Source organism: Hymenobacter aerilatus (assembly GCF_022921095.1).
Lineage (GTDB): Bacteria > Bacteroidota > Bacteroidia > Cytophagales > Hymenobacteraceae > Hymenobacter > Hymenobacter aerilatus.
This window is the reverse complement of record NZ_CP095053.1, coordinates 1,236,982-1,262,551: the sequence shown is the minus strand read 5'-3', so window position 1 is coordinate 1,262,551 and position 25,570 is coordinate 1,236,982. Positions and strand designations below refer to the sequence as shown.

Here is a 25,570-nt window from a genome sequence, read left to right as displayed (position 1 = left end):
CTGCATCGGTAAAAAGCACCGGCTCACGAAAGTACGAACGCGCTTACGCGAATACTAATTCAATTAGCTAAATTTTTTGCTATTATTTTTTGACCTCTCTCGCCCTTGGCTGCAAAATGCCTCGTAAGTGCCCGGCTTTTTACAGTAGTATCTTCTTCTATGCTAAACATTTGCTCATTTTCAGCGCTTTCGGAATCATATTGCCGGAGCGTACTATCCTGAATTACACTCCTATTTTCGCTGTATTCTTTGTTCTGAAAGCACACCTACCTATATGTCAACGCCCTCGCCTACTCCTTCTCCTGCTGGTTTCAACCCGCTATTTCCGGTATTTCTGAAGCTGGAGCAATTTCGCGTGCTACTGGTAGGCGGCGGCAACGTGGGCCTGGAAAAGCTAACGGCCATTCTGCGCAGCAGCCCGGCCACGGCCGTCACAGTGGTAGCCACCTGGATTTCGCCGGCTCTGCGTACCCTGGCGGCGCCCTACCCTCGCATCAGGCTCCACGAGCGTCCTTTCCAGGAAACTGACCTAGAACATCATGACTTCGTTTTTGCCGCCACCGACGACCCCGAGCTGCACCGCCGTATCAAAGCCGCTGCCACGGCTCGCGGCCTGCTCACCAATGTAGCCGACACACCCGCCGAGTGCGACTTCTACCTATCGTCGGTAGTACAAAAGGGCGATCTGAAAATTGCTATTTCCACGAATGGCAAGTCGCCCACGGTGGCCAAGCGCCTACGTGCTATGCTGGAAGAAACCCTACCCGAGGAGCTGGATACAGTGCTGCAACAAATGACCGTCATCCGTGGGCAAATTCGGGGAGATTTTGCTGCGAAGGTGAAGTCTCTAAATGCTGTAACAGCTGAGCTAACTGGCGGTCCAGCGTACGAGTCGCCGGCTACACGGCGCTGGCGGCGTGTGGCTACCGGCTCGTTGCTGGCGCTGGGAGCAGTGGTAGCAGTGGCGTGGAAGAAGAGATAAAGAAATTATGGATTCATTTGGGCGGTGATAGTAGTGCCAGGCTCGGCCCACCATTCGTCGTTTTCCCAGTAGGTGTCCCAGCCGAGCTTGGCGTATTTGGGGTTGAAGTCAGGGTCACGCTCGCCAATTACAAACTCTTTAAATATTTGAGGGCCGTAACTGAAAATATTCGATACCCACACAACCGGTTGCTTTTTGTGAGTAGTATTGCTAGTCCAGATGCCTTCAAACTTTACATTACCCTGCTCCGACGGGCTATGAGTTCCTTGGGCAGAAAGTATCAGTTGGCCATTTTCGTCTTTACGAAAATCAATGGCGACTTCACCTGTAATGACGCCTGCTCCTTTTAGGTTCGAGTCTTCGCGCAGCGTGAATGTGCCTAGTATTGATTGCGCTGAAGGGTCATTTTCCCAATCAAATCCATGCTCATGTATCGCGGCCAATTCTTCGGCTGTTAGAAGTGGCTGTGCCTGTAATTTGGTAAGATATATTTCCCCTTCGAAGGGTGTAACAGCACCTTTAAATCTATCTTTACCACGCACATGTAACAGGTCTGGATTCTTTGTGTCGCGCACTACGCTAAGCATAGCAAACTCTACCCGATAATGATCAGGACCGTAGAAACCATTCATTACTTCATGGCTATCTTCCTCTTTTTGCAGTAACGACGCCACATCATGTTTTGCCAGAAATTCACGCATTTCTGGTGTCCGTGATTGTGCGGCAGCAACATGCATTGTATCGAGTTCCGGCGCGGCAATAGTTGCAACTGCCTCTGCCGGCACTGCCGCAGTTATTGTAGCGGTAGGCTGCTGCTTACACGCTCCTAAAATCAATAACAGAGCACCAGAAAATAGAAGCAGATTCTGTTTCATAACAAAAGTAAAGAACGAACGATTATTCACCGGAAATATACAATTTTCTTACCCCACCTCTTGCACCGCAGGCATCTTTCTCGGCTGGAAGCCCCGCACGTACCAGCGGCCCAAACCACTCTGCACCAACACTTCGGCCAGCAGCAAGTTGCCGGTCCAGGAAAGCCAGGTGACGGTAAGGTAGGTTTCGATGGGTTTGGTGCCGGCGAAGTAGTAAAGGGCGTAGCTTTCCAGGCGCAGGCTCATGGCGGCCAAGGTAACGGCGTAGGCGCGCAGCATCCACTCGGCGTGGAGCAGCCAGCGGCGCTGCCGGGCGGCGCGGTAGGCCTTCCATGTAGCCAGCCACCACACCACGCACTGCATCGTGAAGCCAACTTTAGCCGCCAGTCCGCCATTGGCAAACGCCGCCAGCACCAGGCCCGACGGGGCCGCCAACGTTAGTATCGATACGACATACACTTTCCCCAGCCACCGGTGCAGCACCGGTCGCCACCGATACAGCGCTGGAACGAGCTGCAATAAGCCAGCTACCATCACCCACAAGCTACTGGTAATGTGCACGTAGAAGCCCAGCCGAAACAGCGAATTATCGTTGGTAGCCGCCGACTTAGTAGTCAGAAACAGAATACCTTTTTCAAATCCGAGGTAGGGTATCACCTTCGTGAGCATGAGCAGGCTGAAGGCAACTACGGTGAGTAGAAACAGCCGGCCCAGGAGGCGCGAAGCGGAAACGGTTAGCGGCATAGGCAATAAGGCGAAGCGCTGCTTTGCGCATGATTGCCAAACAACTATCGTGCAGACATCCGTGTCCACACTGGGCGGATTCTTCGTCTCTGATGCTCGGAATGACAGCTACTCCCCGCGCAGCTTCTTATTGTACGCCGAGGCCAGCCGCAGCGTGAAATAATCATACTTCTCGCGCAGGTGGTCGAACAGGTCACGCAACATGGGCGCGCCGCCTAACTGGTCAACGCCGAGCTGGATTTCGGCGAACTGGTCGGGCGTGAAGAAGTCTTGCAGGCGCAGGTCGAGGCCCTTGGTGTACGCCGTGAATAGGTGCCCCTGGACGGTAGACAGGGCCATGTTGCGGCGCTCGGCAATGGCTTCGGGGCTCAGGCCCATGCGGTGCAGCTGGAAGGTAGCCTGCTGGGTATCGTTGACACCCTCTTTATCCTTCTCCTCGCGGCGGCGCGGACGGCCGCCCACGGTATCATCGGAATCAATAGAGTCCTCAGCATCATCGGGGCTGGGCACGCCGCCGTGGGCCAGGATTTCCTTGATGAATACCTCGCCGTAGTTCTCAAATTTCTTCATGCCTACCCCCGAAATGGCCAGCATGGCCGTGCGCGTCACGGGCTTCTCTACGGCCATTTCCTGAAGCGTGGTATCGGTGAAGATAACATAGGGCGGCACGTTCTGCTCGTCGGCCAACTGCTTGCGCAGGGCGCGCAGGACCTCAAACAGCCGCGCTTCGGGCGTAGCCGATACGGGCGTGGCCTCACGCGGGGCCTTCTTGCCCTTCGGTGCCTTCTCGGCAGGCTTGAACTGCTTCATCGGCACCTGGCGCTGGCCCTGCAGCACCTCACGGCCCAAATCAGTAACTTTCAGGGCGTAGCCTTCCTCATAGGCAATGTACATCAGGCCATCGTTCAGCATCTGGTGAATGTAGCTGTACCAGTCGAGGTAGGGCAGGTCGGCGCCGGCGCCGTAGGTTTTGATCTGGTCGTAGCCGCCACTGAGCACGGCCTGGTTGCGCATGCCACGCAATACGTCGATGAGCAGGCCAATACTCATCCGCTCCCGCCCGCGCACGGCCGCCGACAAGGCCTTTTGGGCCAGCAACGTACCATCGAAGGTAGTGGGTGGGTTGCGGCAGATGTCGCAGTTGCCGCAGTCCTGGGGTAGGGTTTCGCTGAAGTAGTTGAGCAGGATTTTGCGGCGGCAGGAGGCCGCTTCGGCAAACTGCTGCATGCGCTCCAGCTTGGTGAGGTTGAGTTGGGTGAGCTTGGGGTCGTCCTTGGAGAGCATGTCGCGCAGGCTCATCACATCGCCGAAGCTGTAGAACAGCACCGCGGTAGCCGGTGCCCCGTCGCGGCCGGCGCGGCCGATTTCCTGGTAGTAGCCCTCGATATTTTTGGGCAAGTTGTAGTGAATCACCCAGCGCACGTTGCTCTTGTCGATACCCATACCGAAGGCAATGGTAGCCACAATCACCTGCAAGTCGTCACGCAAGAAATCTTCCTGCACCTTGGCGCGCTGGTTGGGCGTGAGGCCGGCGTGGTAGTGGTTGGCCCGAATGCCCTTCTCCTTGAGCTTACCGGCAACGGTTTCGCACTGCTTGCGCGAGAGACAGTAGATGATGCCCGCCTCGCCAGGGTGGCGCTCAATGAACTCCAGCACGCCCCCTACCCTATTCTGGCCGGGGCGCACGATGAGGTTGATGTTGGGTCTGTCGAAGCTTGATAGGAACACCTGGGGCTGATTCAGGCGCAGTTGCTGCTGAATATCGCGCTGGGTGAGGCGGTCAGCGGTGGCCGTGAGGGCAATGATGGGCACCTGCGGAAACTGCTCGCGCAGCACGCGCAACTGCGTATACTCAGGCCGAAAATCGTGCCCCCAGGATGAGATACAGTGTGCCTCATCGATGGCAAACATGCTCAGCTTGAGGCGCTGCAAAAACGTTAGAAAGCCCTCCGACAAAAGCTTTTCGGGCGACACGTAGAGCAGCTTGAGGTAGCCGTTGTAGCAGTCGGAGGTGATGCTCTGCTGCTCGCTCAGGCCCACGCTGCTGTTGATGTAGGCCGCGGGAATGCCGTTGGCTTTCAGGGCTTCTACTTGGTCTTTCATCAGGGCAATCAGCGGCGACACTACTACGCACACGCCTTCCTGCACCACGGCCGGCACCTGAAAACACACCGATTTGCCGCCCCCTGTGGGCATCAGCACCACCGTATCCTGCCTACCCAGGATCGACTCAATAATATCGCCCTGCATGGGCCGAAACTGGTCGTAGCCGTAATATTGCTTCAGCACACGACGGGCTGAATCGAGGGTAGGGGCGAGCGGTTCAGGAGTGAATAGCATTGGGTAAAAATACGGCGATTTAGCGGGAAGTGCAGCTTTTATAAACCGGACAGGCGCGGAAATCGTGCACACATCTCGCACAATTCTACACTGGCGGCCCGTTCCTACCCTGCGTATACTTCAAAGGCGCAGGGCTATTGGTTCTGCGCCTTTTCATCCACCCTAACGCTCCCCTCCTATGGGCCACAACCCCGCCTCCGTTGCTACTCTACAAAAAAATCAAGCTGTGCTTGACGCCCTCAGCCGCTGCATTGTTGCCTGCGAAATGTGCGCCGACGCCTGCCTGCACGAAGACAATATCCAGATGATGGTGCCCTGCATTGAGCTGGACCGTGACTGCGCTGATATCTGCCGTCTCACGGCCGCCTTCATCGCTCGCAATTCTGACCACGCCCAGCACGTCATCAAAGAGTGCATCGAAATTTGCCAGAAGTGTGCCGCCGAGTGCGGCCAGCACCAGCACGACCATTGCCAGCACTGCGCCCAAGCCTGCCAGGCCTGCGTGGATGCCTGCAAGCAGTACGCCGCCGCGTAGCACCCTGATTTTTTGCATCATATATTGGAACGGTTATGCTGAGTAGTACTCGGCATAACCGTTTTTGTTTTTGCCACTGGCATTGCTTGCACAGACGCTATTTGGCGCCTTCCTTTGAGCTATGCCTTTCATTTTCAATGTGTATAGCGCGCTGCTCCTACCCTTCTTCGTGCAAGGGCTGGTAGTAAGCGTGGTGCTGCTTACGCGGGGCCGGCAGCACGGCACGCCGGCCGATGGCTGGTTGGCCGTACTCCTGCTGCTGAACACGGCGCGCGTGGCGCAGTGGATGCTGGGGTTTGCGGGCTGGTACGATACGCATGATGCGTTCAGCACTTTCATGTTCTATTTTCCGTTCAGCAACTGGCTGACCGTGGGCCCGGCGCTGTACTTCTACTTTCGCAGTCTCACCAATCACAGTTTCCGTTTTCATCGTGCCGATGGGTGGTATTTTGCGCCGGCGCTGCTGTACCTGGGGTGGTACCTGCTGCTGTTTTTGCACTCTCATCATCGCCTTTCTCTGGTACGAATCACCCGAGTTTATTGTGGGCATGTATTACCAACAGCTGCTGTTCTGGACGTTTGTGTTGGTAGCAATAATCGGCGGCGGCCGCTACTCGTTCGATTATTGGCTGACCCGCCGCTCGGCACGTACCGCCGCAGGCAGTCACCCGCGGCACGCGGTTGTGGTGGCCGCTTCAGCACTTACGTTGTTTCTGCTACAACCTGCCGCGGCCCAGCCCGCCTACCCGCTGCCAACCATCACCCTCACCGACTGGCAACCCTTGCTCCATGCCGATTGGCACGGCACCCTTACTTATCGCGACTATCGTAACCAGCAGCTTGTAGCACTAGCCACGCAGCTAGATGCCACGCAAACCGCCCCGCAAGAGCTGCTGCTCCGCTATACCTACCGCGAGCCAGATGGCCGAACAGTTGCCGGCACGGACCACTTGCGCGTACTCGCTGATGGCACCCGTATAGAGTGGGACGGCCTGTTGATGCACCTGCACCACAAGCAGTTGCTGCCGGACCATACGTTGCAGCTTGTACTCGTCGGCGAAGGGCAGGACGATAACCGCCCGGCTACCATCCGCCGCACGGTACTTCTGACTGCCCAGCGCTATTCGGTACGCAAAGAAGTACGCTTCGCCAAGGATACCACGTTTTTACTGCGCCACGAATACCAGCTTCAGTGCTAAATAGCCTGGACCATCCGGTGGCACAAGTCTTCGATGTCTGTGCGGCGGGTCAGCGCCTGGAGCCACTCAGCCGGAATAGCCGCTTCGCCGTAATACAGCCCGGCCAAGCCGCCTGCTACCGCGCCGGTCGTGTCGGTATCGTCGCCGAGGTTGACGGCGGCCAGCACGGTTTCGGCGTAGGTTTCGTGGCGCAGCAGGCACCATAGTGCTGCTTCCAACGTGTGCAGCACGTAGCCGCCACTGGTAATGGTCTGCTCTGGCAAATCGGGTAGGCGGCCGCTTAGTACGGTTTGAAAGTGCTGCACTTCCTGCGTTGGAATACGCAATACCTGAAGCTGTGCAGGCGCCTCCCGACACAGACGCTGGTAGGCCACTGCAGGCGTCAGGCCAGCGCGGAGATGCGCTGCTATTTCCAGGTATAGCAAGCACGCTACAGCCGAGCGTACGTGCCCGTGTGTAATAGCCGACACCTCCTGAATTTGCTGGAAACGTTCTATCAATGGCACGTCTGGTCGCAAAAATGCCAAGGGTAGTATGCGCATCAGCGCCCCATTGCCATTGCTATACTCATCAGTGCCGCCCGCGAAAAGCAGGGTTTTATCAGCTTTTATTCGTTGCAGTGCCTCCCGCGTAGTAATACCAATGTCAAAGACGCGACCGTGCGGTGTCCAGAAGTTTTCGGAGTACCAGCGGACACTGTTTTGCGCGACTTTCTGCAGCGTGAAGCCATCGGCAATGGCCTCGGCCAGGCAAAGCGTCAGCGAGGCATCGTCGGACCAAGTGCCGGCGGGCTGCTGGTGCGTGCCGTAAGCGCGCATATTTACAACAGGGTCGAGTTTGCGGCGGGCACGGCTTTCAAACTCCACCGGTACACCCAGTGCATCGCCCACGGCCAAGCCTAGTAAAGCGGCTCTTAGTTGAGATTCAAGGGTAGACATAGTTTCCATAGTGCTTATTGTAAATCGTTTAGTTATCCTTTTTCGTCTGTCATCTTGAGCGCAGCGAAGGACCTTTTCACGGAAGAACGGCAGGCGTAACAACGACTCGCTTCAGCGTGAGAAGATCCTTCACAAGCTCAGGATGACAGATGAGAGAGAAATGCAGGTGCAATTCTACAAACAAACAGCGCCAGCTTTCTATCAGAAAGCTGGCGCTGTTGTATCCAAGACAATAACGAAAGTCTAAAACTCTGGGGTAGGCACCGGCGTGGGCGGTAGTGGGTGGCCAGTTTGCCCGGCTGGCTGCTCGGCCATAGGCGTAGAGTTGATAGCCTGCACGGCCCGAATTTCGGGCACTGCTTTCTTCACCGATTCTTCCACACCGGCTTTCAGCGTCATCGGCGACATAGGGCAGGTGCCGCAGGCGCCCAGCAGCTCCAGTTGCAACACCATGTCGTCGGTGATGTCGAGCACGCGTACGTTGCCTCCGTCGGCGGCCAAGTAGGGGCGGATGCCGTCCAGGGCCTGCTCGATGCGCGGCAGCAGCGGATGGTCGGCAATAGTGGGGGTATGCGTCATACTAGCTATACAAGTGGGCGGTCCGCGAAGTTCGAAAAAATATTCGGAACGGGACTAGGAGTTCATCTGCACCACGTTGGTGCGCGGTGCCACGGCGTTGCGGATGCTTACCTGCCGGGCCAGCTCCTCGGCCAGCTGCTCGAAGGTAGCAGCCACGGCCGTGCCCTCCTGCAAAATGGCGGGCGTACCCTGGTCGCCGTTTTCGCGGATGCTCTGCACCAGCGGAATCTGTCCTAACAGAGCTACGCCGTGCTTGTCAGCTAGGGCTGCACCGCCGCCTTCACCGAAAATGAAGTACTTATTATCGGGCAGTTCGGCAGGTGTAAACCACGCCATGTTTTCTACCACCCCCAGCACCGGCACGTTGATTTGGGGTAGGCGGAACATCTGCAAGCCTTTTTCCGCATCGGCCAGCGCCACTTTTTGCGGCGTGGTCACGATGAGCGAACCTGTAACAGGCACGGTTTGCACCATGGTCAGGTGAATGTCGGAGGTGCCGGGAGGCATGTCGAGCAGTAGGTAGTCCAGCTCGCCCCATTCCACCTCCGTGATGAACTGCTTGAGTGCCGACGAGGCCATTGGCCCGCGCCACACAATAGCCGACTCGGCCGGGGCCAGGAAGCCAATGCTCATCAACTTCACGCCGTAGCGCTCAATAGGCTGAATCAGGTTGCGGCCCTCCGCGTTTTGGTACACGTGTGGGCGGGCATCTTCTACCCCAAACATTAAGGGCATGCTCGGCCCCGAAATATCAGCATCGACCAAGCCTACCCGGGCGCCGGTGCGGGCCAGGGCCAGGGCCAGGTTGGCCGTCACGGTGCTCTTGCCTACCCCGCCTTTGCCCGAGGCAATGGCGATGATGTTCTTGACGCCGGGCAGGATGTCGCGGTTCTGGCGCATGGTGGTCACGCGCGAGGTCATGTTGATTTTCACCTCCGCGTCTTTGTCCACCATGGTATGCACGGCGCGCACGCAGGCGTTGTGAATCAACTCTTTAAGCGGACAAGCAGGGGTAGTAAGCACCACAGTAAACGACACGTTTTTGCCGTCCACCTGCACGTCCTCCACCATGTTGAGGGTCACGAGGTCTTTGCCCAAATCCGGTTCTTCGACGTAGCTGAGGGCTTTCAGGACGTCTTCGGTAGTAATAGCCATAGGTAGGAGTGTTTCCGAGTGCAAAGATAACCCGGAAACCTGGGCGGAAGTTGCCAGCGGTCCTACCCAACATTTTTGCTGCACTCAGGCAACGGGCAACGGCCACCACGCATCTACCTTTTCAAACGCCAACCTAAACGCTTCTTCGCCATGAAACTCTTCGTATTCACTCCCTGGATGCTGGTCCTGAGTTTGTTCGCTGGCTCTGCCGCCGCACAAAGCAAACAAGACCGCCCGCTCAGTGCATTCAGCCAACTGGAAGCCAGCGGGGCTACCACTGTCTACCTCACCCAAGGACCCCAAACAAGCGTGGTAGTGGAGGCGCTTGACGAGGTACAAGCCACTACCAAAACCGAAGTGCGCGACGGTGTGCTGCGCATCTACCGCGACAATGAGGGTATGACGGCTGCACTACGCAACTTGCTGAAAAACGACAAGAACGGGGTGAAAGTCTACGTAACTTGCCCCAACCTGACGGCCCTGAAGCTGAGCGGTGCTACCGATGTGAAAGGTCAAACGCCCTTCACGGCCGATGCTTTCGCGATTCAGGCCAGCGGCGCCAGCGACGTGACCCTACAGCTCAATGCCAAAAGCCTGAACGTGCAGGCCAGCGGTGCCAGCGACGTGTACCTCACCGGCCAGGTAGAGCGCCAGCAAGTGCAGGTCAGCGGCAGCAGCGACTACCACGCCGCCAAGCTGGTGAGCCAGCAGGCCACCGTGCAAGCCAGCGGCAGCAGCGACGCCTACGTGTCGGCGGTGCGGCTAGAGTCGCGAGCATCGGGTAGCAGCGATATTCACAACCGGAAGTAGGTTGCCGGGCAGCGCCCGGAACACTTGGTAGTACGTTCGTCTACACGGCTTTGGGGTAGCTCAGCATGAGCCGCCGCGAAGCCGTGTTATCTTTGCTCCCTATGGCCCGCATTCCTAAAGAAACCGTCGATCAGATCATCCACCACGCCGACATTGTGGAGGTGGTGGGAGATTTTGTACCCTTAAAGAAGAAAGGTCAGAATCTGTGGGCGTGCTGCCCGTTTCACCACGAGAAGTCACCGAGCTTCTCGGTGGCGCCGGCCAAGGGCTTGTACAAGTGCTTTGGGTGCGGCAAGGCGGGCGGGGTGGTCCAGTTCATCATGGATATTGAGGGCACCAGCTATGTGGAGGCCCTGAAGTACCTGGCCAAAAAGTACGGGATTGACGTTCAGGAAGAAGAAAAGACGCCCGAGCAGCAGCTAGCCCAGAACGAAAAGGACTCGCAGTACATCATTTCCAGCTGGGCGAAAGACCACTACCACAAGCTGCTGCTGAAATCGGATGAGGGCCAGGGCATTGGGCTGAGCTACTTGCGCCAGCGCGGCCTCAACCAAACTACTATTACCACCTTCGAGCTAGGCTACTCCCTCGATCAGTGGGACGACCTGTTGAAAACTGCCGAGCAGGTTGGCTACGACCGCAAGTACCTAGAAAAAACTGGCCTCGTGGTGACGCGCACCGACGATGCGGGCCAGGACACTGGCCGCCGCTACGACCGATTCCGGGGACGTGTGATGTTCCCCATTCACAACATTTCGGGGCGGGTAGTGGGCTTTGGAGCGCGCACGCTCAAGCCCAACGACAAGACGGCTAAGTACTTGAACTCGCCGGAGTCGGAGATTTACCACAAGTCCGACATCCTCTACGGCTTGTACCAGGCGCGGCAGGCCATTCGGGCAGAGGAGGTGTGCTACTTGGTGGAAGGCTACCTCGACGTGCTGAGCCTGCACCAGGGCGGCATCAAGAACGTGGTGGCCTCGTCGGGCACCTCGCTCACCGATGGGCAGATTCGCCTGATCAAGCGCTACTCCGACAACGTGACGGTGCTCTACGACGGCGACGCAGCTGGTATCAAGGCGTCGTTGCGCGGGGTAGACATGCTACTGGAAGGTGGCCTGAACGTGCGCGTGGTGCTGTTTCCGGACGGCGACGACCCCGATAGCTACATCCGCAAGGTAGGCGACCAGCGCTTTCAGGAGTATCTCAACAGCCAGAGTCAGGATTTTATCAGCTTCAAAACCAAGCTAGTAGCCCGCGAGGCCGCCCAAGATCCGGTAAAGAAGGCCGAGGCTATCCGCGACGTGCTCCAGAGCATTGCTAAAGTGCCCGACCCCATCAAGCGGCAGGTGTTTTTGCAGCAGACCAGCGCCGCGTTCAGCATTGATGAGCAGGTGCTGATTACGGAGTACAACAAACTGGTGCGTACGGCTTCGGGCAAAGCTGCCGGGGGCACCAGCCCGGCCCCGGCCTCACCGGCACTCCCTACTCCTACCCGGCAGCAACTGGCTGTCCCGGCCCGCCCCCTCTCTGATGAGGAGGCCGCCGAGATGCTGATGTACGGCGCTACCCCAGAGGAACTGGGCGAGGCTGCAACCAAACAAGAAGTAGAGCCCATAGAAGACGTGCTGGCCGTATGCGAGCGGGAAATTGTGCGCCTACTGCTGCTCTACGCGCCCCAACTGCTGCAACCAGAGGTGACGGTAGCGCACTACCTGCTAGCGCAACTAGAGGAAACGCCCCTACGCACACCTATCTACGCCGACCTGTTGCACTTGTGTCAGGAGGAGATGAATGAGGGCCGTTGGCCCGATGTGCGCCATTTCATCCAGCACAGCCGCGGCGACATTCGGGCCCTGGTAAGCGACCTAGCAACCGAAAAGTATGAGCTGAGCCCCAACTGGAGCACCCACCAGATCTACGTACCCCGCGAGCTGGACCAACTGCAAATTGCCTGCGACAACGCCCTGCTCCGCCTGAAAAAAGAAACCGTGCAGCGCGAGTTGGATCAGTTGCAACAAGAGCTGCGCGACGCCACCGATCCGGCCGCCGTCGATAAGATTCTGGAAGCCCTGATGCTCTACAAACGGCTTGATAATGAGCTAGCCAGCCATTTGGGCACGGTTATTCCGCGCCGGGCGTAGCGCCTACCCTTTGGTACAGCCGGTTTTCTGGGTAGCACTCAACCGTAAGAAGTGCTACGCCAGTGCCTTGTGCACATGTCACAATTTGATCGAGTTCGGGCCAAGAATGCCTTCGGCTTCTTCGTAGCTTTGTGTGCCCATCCCACCTACCTTTCCAGCCTTGCACGTTCTGCAACTTTGTCCGCGCGTCCCGTTCCCACCCCACGATGGCGGTGCCATCGCCATGTACGATGTGGCGGCTGGCTTGGCGCGCGCGGGGCATAAGGTAACCGTGCTGGCCGTAAACACCCCCAAACATTTTCAGCCCGACACCGCGCTCGACCACCTTGGCCCCAACGTGCGCTTGGTAACGGTACCCGTTGATACACGCCTACGGCCTGTTCGTGCCCTGCGTAACTTGCTACTGGGCAGCATTCCGTACAACGTGGAGCGGTTCGTGAGTACGGCGCTGGCCGAGCAGCTCACGCAGATTCTGCAAACCGAAACCATCGACGTGGTGCAGGTAGAAGGCACCTTTGTAGCCTGGTACATTGATACTATCCGGCGGGTAGCACCCCATGTGCCAGTAGTGCTGCGGGCGCACAACGTGGAGCACACCATCTGGCAGATGCTGGCCAGCCGGGAGTATAATGTTGCCAAAGCCTGGTACTTGCGCCATCTGGCCCGGCGCCTAGAGCAGTTTGAGCGGCAGTACCTTCCCCGCTTTGATGCCGTAGCTGCTATTACAGAGCCTGACCGGCGGCGCCTACTGGCATTGGGATGCCCCGAGCCGGTGGTGTTTGTTCCGGCCGGTGTAGATGCCGACCGCCTACCTCTCGATCCGACTCTCTCCCCAAGACCACGCACGGCGTTCATCATCGGTTCGCTCGACTGGCTACCCAACCGCGAGGGGGTGGAGTGGTTTCTGACCAACATCTGGCCCCAGGTGCACGAGCAGCTACCCAAGCTGGAGCTGCACCTGGCTGGTAAGTCTACCCCCCCTGCCATTCAGCAGCACCACGGCCGCGATAATATCTATGTGCACGGCTTTGTGGAGTCGGCCGCGCAGTTCATGCAGCAGTATGAGCTGATGCTGGTACCGCTACTTTCGGGTGGGGGGATGCGCATCAAGATTATTGAAGGTATGGCGCTGGGTAAGTGCATTCTGAGTACCGGCCTGGGCTCTGAAGGCATTGCCGTACAAGAAGGACACGATATTCTGCTCTGCGACGAGCCCCAGGTGTGGGTAGCTAGGCTGCGGGCCTACTACGAGGGCACGCTCCCCTACCAGCAGATTCGCCAGGAGGCCCGGCGCACCATTGCCCGCCTCTACGACAACCGCCGCGTGATTGAGCGTTTTCTGCAATTATATAGCTGCCTAGGCCGCCTGCGCGAAAGCGCGTAAGTTTGCGGCGTATGAAGCTGCTGGTCCTGCTGTCTCGTTTTCCCTATCCGCTCGACAAAGGCGATAAGCTACGTGCTTTTTACCAATTAAGAGAACTGGCGCAACGCCATACAATTTGTTTACTGGCTCTCACGGACGAAGATGTACCAGCAGAATCCTACGCACAGATAAGACCATTCTGCGCGGGCGGTCTGTACGTACATCGCCTGCGCCGCCTTGGTATTGCTAGAGGCCTTGCTATGGCCCTTGCATTGGCCCGCCCCCTACAAATCGGGTACTTTCAGGATCCGGCGGCACAACGGCTACTTACACAGTTGCTTCATACCTTCCAGCCCGATCATGTGTATTGTCAGTTGATTCGGATGGCGGAGTATCTGCGGCCGCACTACCAGCAGTGGCCCTGCACACTTGATTATATGGATGTGTTTTCCGCCGGAGTTGCGCGTCGGGCAGCACGATCACCACGCTGGCAACGTCCCGTTTTTCAGCTAGAAGCCCAACGCTTACGGCGTTACGAGGCGCTCGTCTTCGACTGGTTCCGTGCGCATAGCATTATCTCTGATCAGGACCGCCAGCTCATCGACCACCCCCAGCGCCAGCAAATCCGGGTGGTACTGAACGGCATTGACACCACGTATTTTCAGCCCACAAATGCGCCGAAAGAACACGAATTATTGTTCTGTGGCAACATGGCCTACCCGCCTAATATAGATGCAGCCATATTTCTGGCCGAGGAAATTCTACCACTAGTGCGCAGGCAACACCCACGTGCCCGGCTCCTGATTGCGGGTACTACCCCTACCGCCCGCGTGCAGGCTCTGGCAGCGGAGGGCGTTACCATCAGTGGTTGGCTACCCGATATCCGCACTGCTTACGCAGGCGCTCGTGTATTTGTAGCGCCAATGCGCACGGGCACTGGTCTGCAAAATAAGCTATTAGAAGCCATGGCCATGCATTTACCCTGCGTCACTACTACACTAGCCAATGCGGCACTACGTGGTACCCCCAACGAGCAGGTATTGATTGGTGATACGGCCGTTGCGTTGGCTACGCACATCAGCAAGCTTCTCTCCTATCCCGCAGAAGCAGCTATACTTGCTGAGCGAGGTCTCCGGTTTGTGAGTACTCACTATAATTGGGGCACTGCTACCACCCGGCTGGAGAAAATTATGTGCCTGCATGCCGCATCAGATGCGGTAATCCCCCCTATCAACTCTCCAGAGCCCGCGCCGTAACTTCGCGGCCTGCTACTGGTTGTAGAGTAGCTGACTACTCATTTTTCGAATACTGTTCTGATGCTTGATTCCATAGAAGATGCCATTGCTGATATTCGCGCCGGCAAAGTTGTTGTCGTCGTTGACGATGAAGACCGCGAGAACGAAGGCGACTTCATCTGCGCCGCCCGTTGCGCCACCCCCGAGGTTATCAACTTTATGGCCACTCACGGCCGCGGGTTGGTGTGCGCGCCCCTCACCGAAGCCCGTTGCAACGAGCTGGAGCTAGACCTGATGGTAGGCCGCAACACGGCCTTGCATTCTACCCCCTTCACCGTTAGTATCGACCTGCTCAAAAACGGCGTCACTACCGGCATTTCGGCCTCCGACCGCAGCAAGACCATTCTGGCCCTCATCGACCCCGACACCAAGCCAGAAGACTTGGGTAAGCCCGGCCATATTTTCCCGCTGAAAGCGCGCAAAGAAGGTGTGCTGCGCCGCGCCGGCCACACCGAAGCCGCCGTAGACCTGGCCCGGCTGGCCGGCTTCGAGCCGGCGGGCGTACTGGTAGAGATTCTGCGTGAGGACGGCGAAATGGCTCGCCTACCGGAGCTACGCCAAGTGGCCGACAAGTGGGACCTGAAGCTGATTTCGGTGCAAGACCTGATCAAGTATCGCCTCGAAAAGGAAAGCCTCATTACCCGCGAAATCTCCGTGAAGATGCCCACTGATTGGGGCGACTTCGATTTGATAGCGTATACTCAGCGCTCCACCGGTGCCCAGCACCTGGCGCTGGTGAAAGGCGATATTGTCGGCCCCGAGCCCGTGCTGGTGCGCGTGCACAGCTCCTGTGTCACCGGCGACATCTTCGGCAGCTGCCGCTGCGACTGTGGCCCGCAGCTCCACCAGGCCATGCAGCAGATTGAGCGCGAAGGGCGGGGCGTTATTGTATACATGAACCAGGAAGGCCGCGGCATTGGCCTGCTCAACAAGCTGAAAGCTTACAAATTGCAGGAGCAAGGCCGCGACACAGTAGAAGCTAATCTGGAATTGGGCTTCCAGATGGATGAGCGCGACTACGGGGTAGGCGCTTCCATCCTGCGCGATTTGGGCATCTCACAGATGCGCCTACTCACTAACAATCCGCGCAAACGCACTGGCCTGGCCGCGTATGGTCTCGAGGTAGTCGACACCGTGCCGATTGAGATTATGCCTAATGAGCACAACCGGCGCTACCTCACCACCAAGCGCGACAAGCTAGGCCACCTGCTCCTCAATCAGCTGTTATCGGACCAGTCCGAAACACCTGCTGTCGAATAGCAGGTTTCTACTATCCGGCCGGGTATCTGGTTTTCGTAAACTATCGTTGTTTAGGAAGACTGGATACCCGGCTTCGTATTTTGGAATGAAGGGAATACAGTCCTTGTTATGAGATTTTACTATGCTTACGCCCATGAAAAGACCCGCTTCTTTTGTCGTATTTCTACTAAGCTGGCTATGGCTGGGCTCGGCACAGGCCCAGCAGCAAGGTTTAGTACAGCAATTCACCGATAGCTCTATTTTGCTGGCCAACGGTGACACGCTCGAAGGCCCTCTTACCCTCAACCGCCGCGAAGATGTAGTGCAGATCCAACTTGGCGATGGCTCGGTGCGGACGCTATCGGCCGTAGCGGTGCAGAGCTTTGCAGTAAAAGGTGAACAGATCGACCGGCGTCGCAATCCATATTACTACGACGACTTTTACGATGCCCGCGCTGGCTATTACTATGGCAATCCTTTCTACGGCACCCGCCCGCTACGCCGCCGTCAGGAGCGCCCCGATACTAGCTTAGTGCGCGTCTTCCGGGTGTATCGATGGAATCGGGGCAATGATTACAGTGACTTCAAATCGCCGGGCTTTTTCGAGCAATTAAGCAATGGCCCCGCCATCCTTCTTCGGCGAGAATCACTGGTACAACGTGCTGCCAATTATGGCTCGCCGTATGGATACGGTGCGTATCGTGGAGGATACCCGTATGGGATGGGCATTCCTACCACGCAGCTGTATACGGATATTAAGGATGATTTCTATCTGGGTTTCCCAGATGGACGCGTTATTGCGCTGCGTAATCCCAAAAAGGACCTACTAAATGCGTTTCGCCAACAGCAACGCCAGATAGAAGCGTATGCGAAGGTAAACCATTTGGATTATGCTAACGCTCGTGAGTTAGCATACATAGTTAACTATGCAAACTCACTAAATGGCGTAGTTCGATAATAATTTACCTAGTTTCAAAATAGGATTTATTCATGTCAATACTAAAAATCTACAAAGTAAATCTTATTAAAAACATATTTTTTGTCCATAATCCGGAAACGATTGCAGTTATTGCCAAGCCTATTAAGCACGCATCGCAAACGAATCCGCACTTTTTTACAGATTCTTTCGTATATAGTAGTAGATATGCAGATAAGCCTTCTTTTCCTGAATGAGATTGGAATATTGCAAATCGGCCCCAGTATTGCTTGTACTTTTTTGGTCTTTCCGGCTGCAGTCCTTTTTCCTACTCTAAATGCTATTCCGTTATGGAACCTGAAAATGATTTTTTGGAGAATGCTTCCATGATGATTGATTACGCTAAGAAGGAAATCAAGCAGTTTATGGACTGGACCAACCGGCGCACGGTCTATGGTGCTACTGCCGAGTCTATAGCTTCTGATTTAGAAGAATTGTTGAATGACGTAAAACGACTAAAGCGAGAGTATGCCAGCCGCGAACGTGCAGCCAACAAAACTCCCGCTTTTTCACCTAGGCAACAGCAGGCCTAGAACGCGTTTTCGTGGCCGCGTACGGCCTGCCGGATAGTAAGTAACACTATTTTCAGGTCCAGCCAGAACGACCAGTTGCTGATGTAGAAAATATCTGCATGTACGCGTTTCACCATCGCTTCCGTTTCGCGGGTTTCGCCGCGGTGGCCGGCCACCTGCGCAAGACCTGTAATACCAGGTACTACAGCATGACGCTCCATGAAGTTATCAATAACTTGGGAGTAAATCATTGTATGCTGTAGCATATGCGGCCGTGGTCCTACCACTGACATCTCTCCGCGGAGCACATTTATGAATTGCGGCAGCTCATCTAAGCTGGTTTTCCGCAAAAAGCCTCCGATTTTCGTAATTCGACTATCCCCACGGCTAGCCTGCCGCTGGTCGCTGTCGTCGTTGAGGTACATTGTGCGCAACTTGTAGCAATAAAAAGGCTTCCCATCTTTTCCTGTTCGAAGTTGCTTGAACAAGACAGGGCCGCGAGACTCTAACTTGATCAAAATAGCTAGCAATGGCAGCAGCCAGCTTAGCAACAGTGCGGCAACAAGGGAAGCAAAAACCAGGTCAAATGCGCGTTTTCGCAAGAAAACCCGGGCTACCGGCGTCTGGTGCATTCTGCTATGACCTCTTAGTAGGGATGATTTTACAACTTGTACCATTCCTGTTGGTTGTTCTTTTCCTGAAATTTTTTATAAATATAGTGCAATACTATTAAATTTAAAAATAACACAAAAAAATCCTTCCAAAAAACAACATTTTCCCTCTTCAGGCTCGGCAAACACCTATCGGAGTTTATCGCTCTTTTTCGTGGGCACGCTTCCGCACACAACCTGGTAAGGCAGTGAGGTAGGAGTAATAGCACGGGTGGGGTTATTGGGAGAGGTCAGGGTGCGCGCAGCGCACTTCAACAGCTAGGCTGTAGGTGTTTGCACTGCATAATACGCAGAGATATTGTGTGTGGTTACAACAACTACTATAATACAATCTGATACTATTCATCAGTCGTTTGTAAAATAGAGGTTATATTATATTAATCTACCGGTAATGTTCCGCCAAGCCAACGAGCAATAGGATATCGCAAGTAAGCTTTTTCATAATGTGGGGAGTTGCGGTACACCCACTCTAATTGTGCCGATCCATTGGCCGCGAAAGCGGCATTTTCCTTTTTCAGTTTCTCCAATCGCAGCCGCAGCGCTGGCTGCTGCCGGAGCAAATCAGCGGCTAGATCTTCAAACACATAATCCGAGAAATGCTCTTTCTGCTGTAGGACGCTGTCGAAGAAGCCCCAGGCAAAGAAGGAGTCGGTGGCTTGCGGCTCAAGCACTTCCACCAGATACCGGGCGGCGGGTTGGTTGAGCAAGGCTACGTAGTCACCGCGCAGGAAGCGGGCGGCTTGTGGCTGCGTCGTTACTTGCACCTGCGAGTGCAGATAATGGCCCTCATACGGTCGGGAGCTGGTTTTGTAGTCGTCGATGTGGTAGAAGTCGGCCGTGAGAGCAGTGTCTTGGCGCAGGCGCTGGAGCTGCACCCCCGCCCGGCGTAGTCGCTCCACTACCTCGCCCCAGGCCTGCGGGATAAGGTAGGCCGCTGGCCGTCGCACTGTGGTAGTTGCCCGGAAGCTATTATAAAAAGGAATGGGTTTGGTGTAGGGCTCTTGCTGATTGTAGTAGAGCCGCGGCTGGCCGCTTACTTCGCTCGGCTTCAGGTGCCCCAGGTAGCCACGAAACGTGAACGTTTCGGCGCGGGTGGTATCGAGTTGCCAGGCTACCGGAAAATCTTGCTGCGCAGCCAGTTGCTGCGCGGCGGCGATACGCGCCTGCGCCAAGGCATCATCCTGCGCCTGCACGGTTTGCAGTAGCACCTTCATAAAATCATACGTAGCCCGCACGCGTGGCGCAAAGGCCTTCAGCATGTGGGTTTCCGTTACAAAGCCAATGGTATTGAACAGCGCGGCATAGCCTGTAGAATACCTCGGTGTTTCCAGGAAACCAACCAGTCCGCGAGCATCGGGCGTGCGGCCCGGAAAATCGACGTAGGGTGTCAGAGGCCACTGCTTCTGGTTCATGCCCTGGTACAGAGAGGGTAGCAACTGCGCCGTAAGATACTGACTAAGAGCAGGGTGCAGCTTATCTTTCTGGGTCGGAATCAGCGTCATAGTATACTGATAATCAGCTCCATTGGACGTGTGATTGTCCAGAAAAATATCGGGCTGCCAGCGTTGGAACAACGTTGCGAAGCTGCGGGCGTTACGCGAGTCCTGCTTCACGTAGTCGCGGTTCAGATCGAGGTTACGGGCATTGCCGCGGAACCCATAGCTTTCGGGACCATTCTGGTTCACACGTGTGGTGCTGTTGCGGTTCAGCGCCCCGCCTATATTATATATAGGTATAAGTACCACAGTGGTATTGCGCAGCAACTGGCGCAGTTCCGGCTTCTGCACCAGGTCGCGGGCCAGCATCATGCTGGCGTCAATGCCTTCCGGCTCGCCGGGATGAATACCGTTCTGAATCAGCACCACCCGGCGACCCTGCCGACGCGCAGTAGCCGGATCAGCCTTGCCACCGCCCGTCGAAATCACTACCTCGTGCAGCGGGCGGCCCGAGTCGGTTTCGCCAGCTTCACGCACGGTGATTTCCTTATACGTTTTACCCAGCCGCTGATAGTAAGCAATGCATTGGTCGTAGGTAGCCGTGGTGTTGCCGTTGCTTCGCTCGAACGGGGTGCTCCAGTCGGCAGGAGGTGCAGTGGGTGAAGATGCCAGAAGGAACACGGAAAGGAAAAGTGGCAGCATAGCAAACGGTAATGACGACGTGAAACTAGAAAAGACTCCCTACCCTACTCGGTCTTTGCAGCCTTCCGCGTGCCACGGTAGAGTTCGTACTTCAGCAAGCGGCACTCAATAGGACCGTTGTAGAGCGGCACGCGGCGGGAGGTTTTCAGGCCGATGCGCTTGGCAGCTTCTAAATTACCGGTGAAAATGTAGGCGTCGTAGTCCTGAAAGCCGGATTTCAGCGTGTCGCCAATGGTTCTGTAGAGCGTCTCCATCTCCGACTCCTGCCCGATTCGTTCGCCGTAAGGCGGGTTCATGATGACGATGCCGGGCGTTTCCTTCGTGGGGGCTTTGGCCTCGGCCACGTCGCGTACGCCCAGCCGGATGAAGTCTTCCAGGTCGGCGGCGGCCACGTTTTCGCGGGCCAGATCGATGTACTCACGGGAAATATCGGAGCCGGCGAGGTATGCTTGCGGCTCTTCCAGCCGGGCTTGTCGGGCATCGAGCTGTACTGATTCCCAGAGCGCTGCCTCGAAATCGGGCCAGTTCTCGAAGCCAAACTTACCTTGGTGGTAGAGGCCCGGCGCGATGCGCTGGGCAATGAGGGCCGCTTCGGTGAGCAGGGTGCCCGAGCCGCACATGGGGTCGATGAGGGTTTTCTTCCCGTCCCAGCCCGTGAGCAGCAGCAGGCCGGCGGCCAGCACCTCGTTGAGGGGGGCCACGTTGGTGCCTTGGCGGTAGCCGCGCCGGTGCAGCGAGTCGCCGGCAGCGTCGAGGCTCAGGGTCACCTCATTTTCCAGCATGTGCAGGTGCAGGCGGATGTCGGGGTTCTTCACATCTACGCTGGGGCGCTGGCCGGTGCGGTTACGGAACTGGTCTACAATAGCATCCTTGGTGAGCTGGGCCACAAACAAGGAGTGCTCGAACGACGACTTGTTGACCACCGCGGTAATGGCAAAGGTCTGATCGGGGCCGATGAACTCCTGCCAGTCGATGCGGCCTACCTCACGGTAAAGCGCTTTTTCGTCGCGGGCGTAGAAACCGGCGAAGGGCACCAGAATACGCATGGCGGTACGGCACCACAGCACAGCTTCGTAGAGCAGCTGCTTGTCGCCACTGAACTCCACGGCCCGCTGCCCTACCCTTTCAATGTGGGCGCCTAGCTGGTGCAGCTCGTCGGCTAGCACCTCTTCGAGGCCGAATTGGGTGGTGGCAGTCATCGGGAACGGGCGGGAGCGGTGGCGGTTGGCCATGGGGCAAAAGAAATGAGTGAAAGCGCAAAGGTCGGGAGTAGCGCGAACTTTGTCGTTTGTGTATCGTTGGGAGCTATGATTTATGAGTAGAGACCCAACATGCTGTGTCTCTACCCCGCACAGTCTGTTTCCCCCAACCACCCATGCGTCCCTCCTTCCTCTTCGACCCCAATAAGAGCAGTCTGTTTTACATGACGCTGTTTCTTCTCTTGAGGGGTAGGCTTGACCGCTTCCGAGCTCCTTGGTAACCGCTACTCTATTATTGGAAGCGTGGCGCTGTTTGTGGCGTTTCAAAACTGGAAGGCGGCCGACGACACCTCCAGCAAAAACTACGAGGCGTTGCAAACAACGCAGCACCTCGGACAAAAAACGCACCTGATGGAACGCAGCAGAGTGGTAGAAGGCCAGTGACGACAATAAGCGACGCGCCGCGCCAGCTTTACCGCGGCTTTCAGCCTATCATGACCAAAATTCGCCAGTTTCTCGCCGATGCTAAGGGTAGCGAATACGTGGCTGCGCTTACCGATTCGACCTCCATTGGCACCTTCTACACTCGCCACCACCAGCCCCCGCTCAACCCGCGCGAGACGTAGGCGCTTACCGATGGCATTCGGGCTCAACTGGTAGACCGCGCCCACGAGTTCTACCTAGCTACCCTCACCACGGGCCGCCGAGTGGAACGAGCACCGCCAGGCACACTGGCAACGCCGTGGAGCAGGCCTACCAGGAAACCGCCGCCCAGCACGCCGATCAAAACCAGGCCCAGCTGCCGCCGCACTACGCTACCTCGGTGTTGCCGTTGCAGCTGTTTATCCGCGTAAATATGCAGGTGCCCGAGCCGTTGCGTGCCATGATAGTGTTCCTGGGCCAGTACAACCTCGACCAAGTAGCCGACGCCCGCGCTCTGCAAACCGCCGCCCCCGAGCTGGTGCGTACCTTCATCAGCATGTTCGTGTCGCTTACAGGGCAAGATGATAAGTCCGCCTACTGGGAATTGCGGCAGCACTTGCTATTGTAGCGGCAAGACTTCTCAGAAATTTTGATACTCTTTTCTTATTTATTGTTGTCATGTATACTATATTTACGACATCAATAAACCAATCATTACATGAGACAGTTGACATTTGCCTCACTACAAGTGAGAAATTTAGAAGCAGCAAAAGAATTTTACACGCAGAAGCTAGAGTTCGAAATTGGAGAAGTCAATCCGCAGGCCTGTGTATTCAAGTATGGTAAGGGTGAAGCAAGTTTTGCTATTCGCACTCCACTTGAGGATATTGAAGAAAAAGAAGTAGGAGTTGGGGTGGCACTTTGGTTTGCCGTAGCTGAAAACGTGGATGAGCTAAAGGAAAAATATATTGCAAACGGAGTGCTTACAACTGGCCCCGTAATAAATACTCCTTTTGGCAGAGCATTTCACGTAAAAGACCTTGATGGGTATAAACTCACTTTTTTAGAAACAAAATAACTTTATCCATTAGCACCATATATGACTCCAAGAATAGAATTTAAATTTAATTCCCCAAATGAAAGTCCGGGCTATCTTCTAGCACATCTAACAATGTTGTGGCAGCGAAGGCAGAAAAAGGTTTTAGATCCTTTAAATCTGACACACACACAATTTATGCTTTTAGCAGCATTGGGCTGGCTATCAAGAGAAAGCAACCACGTAACTCAAGTTGATATTGCTAATCAAGGAAATGCAGACAGAATGATGGTTTCCAAGGTTTTGAGAACGTTAGAGGAAAAGAACTTTATCAACAGGCGAGAACATCAAACCGATACGAGAGCCAAAGTAATCAGTTTAACAGACGAAGGAGCTGATATTTTACAGAAAGCATTGACAGCTATTGAAAATGCTGACATTGATTTTTTTTCGATTTTAGGCAACAATCTATCTGCATTTAATAATAGCCTAATAAAATTAACTGAACAAAATAGAGACGAATAAAAATAACTGCTTTTTCAAGTACCCTGTAGTGCTCCTATCATTGTGTGCTTCAACTTCGTATTCGAATGCACAGCTTACAACCTCCTTTACACAAAAGTAAGATGCCTACCCTCTCCCGCTTCCTCGACGCCCAACAATCCGACTACAGAACCGCCCTTTCCGAAATCAAAAACGGCCGGAAACGCAGTCATTGGATGTGGTATATCTTTCCGCAGATACAGGGCTTGGGCTTCAGCGAAACTTCCCGGTACTACGCCATCCAGGATGCTGCGGAAGCCGAAGCCTACCTTAATCATCCGGTGCTGGGGAGTAGGCTGGTCGAAATCAGTCAGGAGCTGCTAAAACTCAACTCCAACAACGCCAACAGCATATTCGGCAGCCCCGATGATCTGAAGCTCAAATCGTCTATGACGCTGTTTGCAGCTTTGCCTGATGCGAATCCGGTTTTTCAGAAAGTGCTGGATACATTTTTCAACGGCGCGCAGGACAGTAAGACCTTACAATTACTGAATAGCCGCTAGCAAACGCAGCGCGGCAGAATAGGTAGGCAGGGCTACTCTCAGATTCCGCAATGTTCTTTTCGGCCCGCAAGGGCCGTTCTACCGTCTACCTATTCGGCATTGCCGCTATCATCTCCGCACTGTGCTACGCCTACCTAACTGTTTTAGGCGGCGAGTAGCTGCCGGGTGCGGTAGTGTTCCTCGTGATACGTGCTAGCATATACTGGCGCGTTTCGGACGCGTGCTCGTGCTAGATAAAGCGCCTTATCTTTGCGTCATGCGCATTCCTACCCTCGAAGCCAACGTTTCCCTCCGTGCCTATAACACCTTCGGCATTGATGCCCACGCCCGGCTGTTTGCCCGCTTTACCAGCGTTGAAGAGCTGCGCGGACTACTGCAGTTGCCCGAAGTGCAACAGGCAGAGAAGCTGATTCTGGGTGGCGGCAGCAACTTGCTGTTCACCAAGGACTTCGACGGCATTGTGCTCAAAAACGAGGTTTTCGGACTGGAAATTATTGAGGAAGACGACGCCAGCAGCACGGCGCTGGTGCGAGCTGGTGCGGGTGAGTCGTGGCACGGACTGGTACAGTTTGCGCTGGATCAGGATCTGAGCGGCATTGAGAACCTGTCGCTGATTCCGGGCACGGTAGGTGCCGCACCACTCCAAAACATTGGGGCCTACGGAGCCGAACTACAGGATACCTTCGAGCATCTGGAGGCCATGGAAATCAGCACCGGCGCGGTGCGTACGTTCGACCGGGCCGCCTGCGGCTTTGGCTACCGCGAAAGCGTGTTTAAAGGTCCGCTGAAAAATCAGTTTATCGTGACCAGCGTGGTGTTTCGGTTGCTGCGTGAGGCCCGGCCCAACGTCAGCTACGGCGCCATCCAAACCACGCTGCAAGACCTGGGCCTGGCCGCCGACACGCCCCCTACCCCGCGCCAGGTGAGCGAGGCCGTGATGCACATCCGTCGCAGCAAGCTGCCCGACCCTGCCGAAATTGGCAATGCCGGCTCCTTTTTCAAAAATCCCGAACTCTCCCAGCACAAGTACGACGAACTGAAAGCCGCCTACCCCGGCCTTCCTGGCTACCCTGTACCCGGTGGCGTGAAGGTGCCCGCCGCCTGGCTGATTGAGCAAAGCGGCTGGAAAGGCCACCGCCGTGGCCAGCACGGCGTGCACGACCGGCAGGCCCTGGTGCTGGTGAACCACGGCGGCGCGCAAGGCGCCGATATTCAGGCGCTGGCCTATGAAATTATTGCATCGGTGAGGGCCAAGTTTGGTGTGGAGCTACACCCCGAGGTGAATATCATGTAGCGGAACATGGCCGTTTCTGCTGGCAATTCTGGGGTAGTAGCTTACACGTCTTTAATGCGTTTCGGCTTACCGGAGAATAC

Annotated in this window: 27 protein-coding genes; 17 read left to right on the top strand and 10 right to left on the bottom strand. The window is 55.8% G+C overall.

Features of this window, described 5'->3' with window-relative positions:
- Positions 1–274: 274 nt before the first annotated feature.
- Positions 275–982, top strand: coding sequence for a precorrin-2 dehydrogenase/sirohydrochlorin ferrochelatase family protein (locus MUN82_RS05370; protein ID WP_245095554.1), 708 nt, complete (start codon positions 275–277; stop codon positions 980–982).
- Between the two features lie 5 nt (positions 983–987).
- Here the strand turns inward: MUN82_RS05370 and MUN82_RS05365 are convergent, their stop codons facing one another.
- The 3 genes from MUN82_RS05365 to recQ form a co-directional block, all read right to left on the bottom strand.
- Positions 988–1,857 carry a hypothetical protein gene (locus MUN82_RS05365; protein ID WP_245095553.1) on the bottom strand — a complete coding sequence of 290 codons (870 nt, stop codon included), beginning with the start codon at positions 1,855–1,857 and terminating at the stop codon, positions 988–990.
- 48 nt (positions 1,858–1,905) lie between these two features.
- On the bottom strand, positions 1,906–2,601 hold the full coding sequence (locus MUN82_RS05360) for a DUF2306 domain-containing protein (RefSeq protein WP_245095551.1): 696 nt from the start codon (positions 2,599–2,601) through the stop codon (positions 1,906–1,908).
- A 108-nt stretch (positions 2,602–2,709) separates the two neighbouring features.
- On the bottom strand, positions 2,710–4,941 hold the full coding sequence (gene recQ, locus MUN82_RS05355; RefSeq protein ID WP_245095549.1) for a DNA helicase RecQ: 2,232 nt from the start codon (positions 4,939–4,941) through the stop codon (positions 2,710–2,712).
- Between the two features lie 178 nt (positions 4,942–5,119).
- Here recQ and MUN82_RS05350 point away from each other — a divergent pair, with 178 nt between their 5' ends.
- A complete protein-coding gene (locus MUN82_RS05350; RefSeq protein WP_245095547.1) occupies positions 5,120–5,476 on the top strand; it encodes a four-helix bundle copper-binding protein in 357 nt (118 codons plus the stop codon).
- Between the two features lie 157 nt (positions 5,477–5,633).
- Here MUN82_RS05350 and MUN82_RS05345 read toward each other — a convergent pair whose 3' ends face one another.
- Positions 5,634–6,026, bottom strand: coding sequence for a hypothetical protein (locus MUN82_RS05345; RefSeq protein ID WP_245095545.1), 393 nt, complete (start codon positions 6,024–6,026; stop codon positions 5,634–5,636).
- Here MUN82_RS05345 and MUN82_RS05340 point away from each other — a divergent pair.
- Positions 6,025–6,675: a hypothetical protein gene (locus tag MUN82_RS05340; protein ID WP_245095544.1), complete on the top strand. Its 651-nt coding sequence runs from the start codon at positions 6,025–6,027 to the stop codon at positions 6,673–6,675. The two genes, MUN82_RS05345 and MUN82_RS05340, sit on opposite strands and share 2 nt — an antisense overlap.
- Here the strand turns inward: MUN82_RS05340 and MUN82_RS05335 are convergent.
- From MUN82_RS05335 to MUN82_RS05325, 3 genes are all read right to left on the bottom strand, one after another.
- A complete protein-coding gene (locus tag MUN82_RS05335; RefSeq protein ID WP_245095543.1) occupies positions 6,672–7,613 on the bottom strand; it encodes an ADP-ribosylglycohydrolase family protein in 942 nt (313 codons plus the stop codon). The genes MUN82_RS05340 and MUN82_RS05335 overlap by 4 nt on opposite strands.
- A gap of 243 nt (positions 7,614–7,856) precedes the next feature.
- Positions 7,857–8,192, bottom strand: coding sequence for a NifU family protein (locus MUN82_RS05330; protein ID WP_245095541.1), 336 nt, complete (start codon positions 8,190–8,192; stop codon positions 7,857–7,859).
- 54 nt (positions 8,193–8,246) lie between these two features.
- Positions 8,247–9,347, bottom strand: a complete 1,101-nt coding sequence (locus MUN82_RS05325; RefSeq protein ID WP_245095539.1) for an Mrp/NBP35 family ATP-binding protein — start codon at positions 9,345–9,347, stop codon at positions 8,247–8,249.
- Between the two features lie 150 nt (positions 9,348–9,497).
- Between MUN82_RS05325 and MUN82_RS05320 the strand changes: the two genes are divergently transcribed.
- From MUN82_RS05320 to MUN82_RS05290, 7 genes are all read left to right on the top strand, one after another.
- Entirely contained in the window at positions 9,498–10,157 is a 660-nt protein-coding gene (locus MUN82_RS05320) for a head GIN domain-containing protein (protein ID WP_245095538.1), read from the top strand.
- A gap of 101 nt (positions 10,158–10,258) precedes the next feature.
- A complete protein-coding gene (dnaG, locus tag MUN82_RS05315) occupies positions 10,259–12,298 on the top strand; it encodes a DNA primase (protein ID WP_245095536.1) in 2,040 nt (679 codons plus the stop codon).
- Between the two features lie 160 nt (positions 12,299–12,458).
- The gene (locus tag MUN82_RS05310) at positions 12,459–13,682 is read left to right on the top strand and encodes a glycosyltransferase family 4 protein (protein ID WP_245095534.1); all 1,224 of its coding nucleotides are present in this window, start codon (positions 12,459–12,461) and stop codon (positions 13,680–13,682) included.
- A gap of 239 nt (positions 13,683–13,921) precedes the next feature.
- Positions 13,922–14,917: a glycosyltransferase gene (locus MUN82_RS05305; protein WP_245095533.1), complete on the top strand. Its 996-nt coding sequence runs from the start codon at positions 13,922–13,924 to the stop codon at positions 14,915–14,917.
- A gap of 60 nt (positions 14,918–14,977) precedes the next feature.
- Positions 14,978–16,216, top strand: coding sequence for a bifunctional 3,4-dihydroxy-2-butanone-4-phosphate synthase/GTP cyclohydrolase II (locus MUN82_RS05300; RefSeq protein ID WP_245095531.1), 1,239 nt, complete (start codon positions 14,978–14,980; stop codon positions 16,214–16,216).
- 133 nt (positions 16,217–16,349) lie between these two features.
- Positions 16,350–17,153 carry a hypothetical protein gene (locus MUN82_RS05295; RefSeq protein WP_245095529.1) on the top strand — a complete coding sequence of 268 codons (804 nt, stop codon included), beginning with the start codon at positions 16,350–16,352 and terminating at the stop codon, positions 17,151–17,153.
- A gap of 308 nt (positions 17,154–17,461) precedes the next feature.
- Positions 17,462–17,704: a hypothetical protein gene (locus MUN82_RS05290; protein WP_245095527.1), complete on the top strand. Its 243-nt coding sequence runs from the start codon at positions 17,462–17,464 to the stop codon at positions 17,702–17,704.
- Here MUN82_RS05290 and MUN82_RS05285 read toward each other — a convergent pair.
- The 3 genes from MUN82_RS05285 to MUN82_RS05275 form a co-directional block, all read right to left on the bottom strand.
- Positions 17,701–18,315, bottom strand: coding sequence for a sugar transferase (locus MUN82_RS05285; protein WP_245095525.1), 615 nt, complete (start codon positions 18,313–18,315; stop codon positions 17,701–17,703). The two genes, MUN82_RS05290 and MUN82_RS05285, sit on opposite strands and share 4 nt — an antisense overlap.
- A gap of 416 nt (positions 18,316–18,731) precedes the next feature.
- On the bottom strand, positions 18,732–20,492 hold the full coding sequence (locus MUN82_RS05280; RefSeq protein ID WP_245095524.1) for a M14 family metallopeptidase: 1,761 nt from the start codon (positions 20,490–20,492) through the stop codon (positions 18,732–18,734).
- 44 nt (positions 20,493–20,536) lie between these two features.
- Positions 20,537–21,724, bottom strand: coding sequence for a THUMP domain-containing class I SAM-dependent RNA methyltransferase (locus tag MUN82_RS05275; RefSeq protein ID WP_245095522.1), 1,188 nt, complete (start codon positions 21,722–21,724; stop codon positions 20,537–20,539).
- A 222-nt stretch (positions 21,725–21,946) separates the two neighbouring features.
- Between MUN82_RS05275 and MUN82_RS05270 the strand changes: the two genes are divergently transcribed.
- The 7 genes from MUN82_RS05270 (at position 21,947) to murB (ending at position 25,490) form a co-directional block, all read left to right on the top strand.
- Entirely contained in the window at positions 21,947–22,135 is a 189-nt protein-coding gene (locus tag MUN82_RS05270) for a hypothetical protein (protein ID WP_245095520.1), read from the top strand.
- Positions 22,136–22,185: 50 nt separating this feature from the next.
- The gene (locus MUN82_RS22245) at positions 22,186–22,317 is read left to right on the top strand and encodes a hypothetical protein (RefSeq protein WP_262922841.1); all 132 of its coding nucleotides are present in this window, start codon (positions 22,186–22,188) and stop codon (positions 22,315–22,317) included.
- Positions 22,318–22,433: 116 nt separating this feature from the next.
- Positions 22,434–22,742 carry a hypothetical protein gene (locus MUN82_RS05265; protein WP_245095518.1) on the top strand — a complete coding sequence of 103 codons (309 nt, stop codon included), beginning with the start codon at positions 22,434–22,436 and terminating at the stop codon, positions 22,740–22,742.
- A gap of 90 nt (positions 22,743–22,832) precedes the next feature.
- Complete coding sequence (locus MUN82_RS05260; protein WP_245095516.1) at positions 22,833–23,192, top strand: VOC family protein; 360 nt, start codon at positions 22,833–22,835, stop codon at positions 23,190–23,192.
- 21 nt (positions 23,193–23,213) lie between these two features.
- On the top strand, positions 23,214–23,675 hold the full coding sequence (locus MUN82_RS05255; RefSeq protein WP_245095514.1) for a MarR family winged helix-turn-helix transcriptional regulator: 462 nt from the start codon (positions 23,214–23,216) through the stop codon (positions 23,673–23,675).
- Positions 23,676–23,776: 101 nt separating this feature from the next.
- The gene (locus MUN82_RS05250) at positions 23,777–24,196 is read left to right on the top strand and encodes a DUF1810 domain-containing protein (protein WP_245095512.1); all 420 of its coding nucleotides are present in this window, start codon (positions 23,777–23,779) and stop codon (positions 24,194–24,196) included.
- A gap of 256 nt (positions 24,197–24,452) precedes the next feature.
- Positions 24,453–25,490 carry a UDP-N-acetylmuramate dehydrogenase gene (gene murB / locus MUN82_RS05245; RefSeq protein WP_245095511.1) on the top strand — a complete coding sequence of 346 codons (1,038 nt, stop codon included), beginning with the start codon at positions 24,453–24,455 and terminating at the stop codon, positions 25,488–25,490.
- Positions 25,491–25,570: the final 80 nt, after the last annotated feature.